The organism is Vibrio sp. 1562 (assembly GCF_033340155.1).
GTDB lineage: Bacteria > Pseudomonadota > Gammaproteobacteria > Enterobacterales > Vibrionaceae > Vibrio > Vibrio alginolyticus.
This window is the reverse complement of the sequence record NZ_JAWOVY010000065.1, coordinates 1-2,859: the sequence shown is the minus strand read 5'-3', so window position 1 is coordinate 2,859 and position 2,859 is coordinate 1. Positions and strand designations below refer to the sequence as shown.

Below are 2,859 nucleotides of genomic sequence, written 5' to 3'. Positions count from 1 at the left end.
TGCCCCATTCCGTGCTGAAACCTATTGTTTACGTCAAGCCTAATATGCATCATTTGACTTAGTTTTCATTATGATTCTATAGTGCTGATTGTCGAATACTTGTTTAAGAAAAGGTCAACCTATGAGAGTACCGATAAAAGTAACCGAGCAAGGCGAGCACTACTTCGAGATCTCTGACGATTATCTAAAGGATCTCAATTGGTAGCAAGGTGACGAAATCATATGGACCGAAAATAAGGATGGTAGTTTTTCACTTATAAAGTCGAGCGATACCCCGCAGTAAACATCATTCTAGACAACGTGGGGTAATAATACATAGCTGCCGCCCAAATCGATTCAGATCAAATGTTTAGTTGATATATTCTAGCCAACCATGACTTCCCGCAAGAATCATTTATGATTGGGGCAGGGTCTAGGGCACACATTTGTCCAAGGCGATATCCTCCCTAAACGTACCGGCATAGTCGAGAAAGGAATTCGATGGCTCTTAAACCTAAACACACATTCAATAGTGCCCCAATTAAGGCTCAACGCATCTTCACCGACCGAGAGCTTCCGAGGGAGACATTCAGAAAGGCAATCCATAACTTTGACTCCACTGAGCATAGCGTCATTAATTTTTATGGTTTTGGCGGTATTGGCAAATCTCGATTGCTTAAAGAGCTCTCGAAAAGTGAATCTCTAACCAGTGACTGGTGCCATGTACGTATCGACATGGAAGACCCCGCTTATCAAGATTGCGCTTTTTGCCTCCGCTCATTGCGCCAAACCTTAGCCCAACAGTTTAAGCCCAAGCCGAGCTTTCGCTCCTTTGATTTTGCCTACCTGATCTATCTGCAAAAGGTAAACCCCGATATCACCATCAACGACCCTAGCCTAGAATATCTGCAAACCTCTGATCTGATGACGGACATCGCTCAAGCCATGGTCGAGACGCTAGAGGCACTACCAGTTGCTAGCGTAGTGACTAAGCTAGCCGTATTGGGCAAAAAAAGCGTGAACGTCCTAGAGCGCTGGTGGAGTTCGGCGGGCAGCCGTATCTTCACAGAGCTACCAAATCTAACTCCACAGCAAATCGCAGAGCGCCTGCCTATGATGCTGGCTGAAGACTTGAATGCTGCGTTAGATAAGGATGATGCACAAAAGCTGTGTGTCTTTATCGACTCATACGAGGCAATGTGGGACAACGCTTATCGTGAGGGGCACTTTTTTTCAGTCGATGAGTGGGTGCGTGAGTGGATTACCCATCATCCCAACGTGCTGTTTGTGATTGCTGGTCGAGACAAGCTGAGATGGTCAGAGTACCAGTCCGATTGGGCAGAGGTGTTGGATTCGCACATCCTCGAGTCACTCTCTGAAAACGATGCGCGCTATTTTTTGGAAAGCTGTGATATCCAAGATTCTGAAATCGTTGATGTTATCGTCGAGAACAGCAAGGGGGTTCCCTTTTACCTTGATGTCTCTGTTGATACCTATCAAAAAATTAAGTTCACTATATTACGAACCCCAACGCCGGATGATTTTCAGGGCAAGACTCAGAGAGAGATCTTAGATAGATTTATCCGCTACCTAGACCGAGCGGAGAGTGCAACCCTGAAAGTGCTGGCAAACTGTCGGCACTTCGATAGCCAACTTTTTCAATATATGATCCGGCAATACAATACCGGATACCCAGCTACCGAACTGGATAGGTTGACTCAGCACTCGTTTATCCAGACCTTGCCCGGACAGGCATTTTCGATCAATCCATTGATGAAGCGAGCCTTGCTCGACCATCAGTCTGATGAATCAAAAAACACCGCACTGACGTGCCTATTTTACTATTATGCCGACCAGATCAACGGCATCAATGGTGAGGCTCAGCTAGGCTACAAAAACTTCATCGAAGCCCAGCACTACCTTGAAAGTGCGCAGATCTCGGAGAAAGACCGAGAGGACTTCCTGCACCTGAGCGGTAAGCTGTACCAACAGCAGTGTCGTATGGATGAGGCGCTATCCGTGTTTGAAGACCTTGCCGCTATCGGCAGCTCTCCAGAGGCAATTGGGGAGGCGAAGGTGCAGATTGCTATGACGCTAAGGCAACATGGCCAGACGTCAAAAGCCCTTACCATCATCGATCCCCTCATTGAAGAGGCGCACCGTTCTCACCTTGAAATGATCCGCTGCCGCGCCATGACGCAACGTGGGCTTTGCTACCTTTCGTTAGGGTTAGAAACTCAAGACAGCGAGTATTTCCAAAAGAGCTATCAAGATTATCAAGAAGCACTGGTAATCGCCAAAGCGTTGGATAATACCGCTGAAACCATCTACATCAATCTATCAATGAGTACAGCGATGGAGTACCTAGGCCAGATCGATGAGTCGATTGAATTGCTACGCCAAACCAAGGCAATCGCAGCGCAAAATGATCTGCACCACTCCTACACCGATTGTCTAAATGGCCTTGCCCGTAAGCACTTGCTTAAGTGTGAGTATCAACAAGCCATTGAGCGAGCGGAGGAGGGGTTAGCATTGTGGCAGCGCAGTGGGTTCTACCGCGGCCAATTGGTAATGTATTGCCATATCTTAAATGCCCATGCGCAGCAACGTAGCGATATGAAGCACATCGAGAAAACACTCGCAAAGGCCGAGGAGGTATCTCTCCTCGTTACCGAGCAGGTGATCTGTGATATGTACGAGCAAGCTCGAAGCCATTGGGTAGATTCATTAGTTGCATCAGAGCTAACCCCCAGCTCTGATTAGAATGCCCATAAATTAGGTTTATAGAGTCAGAAGATAATACAGTTTGCAACGTTTCCTCTATCAGAGCGTTTGTCAGGGGTTATTTAACTGGCTATGGCAAACACACCTCTGCCCCAA

1 protein-coding gene is annotated in these 2,859 nt (G+C 47.0%); it reads left to right on the top strand.

Features of this window, described 5'->3' with window-relative positions; translation table 11 throughout:
• Positions 1-480: 480 nt before the first annotated feature.
• Positions 481-2,742 carry a tetratricopeptide repeat protein gene (locus R7Z49_RS23125; RefSeq protein WP_258512553.1) on the top strand — a complete coding sequence of 754 codons (2,262 nt, stop codon included), beginning with the start codon at positions 481-483 and terminating at the stop codon, positions 2,740-2,742.
• The last annotated feature ends 117 nt before the right edge of the window (positions 2,743-2,859 follow it).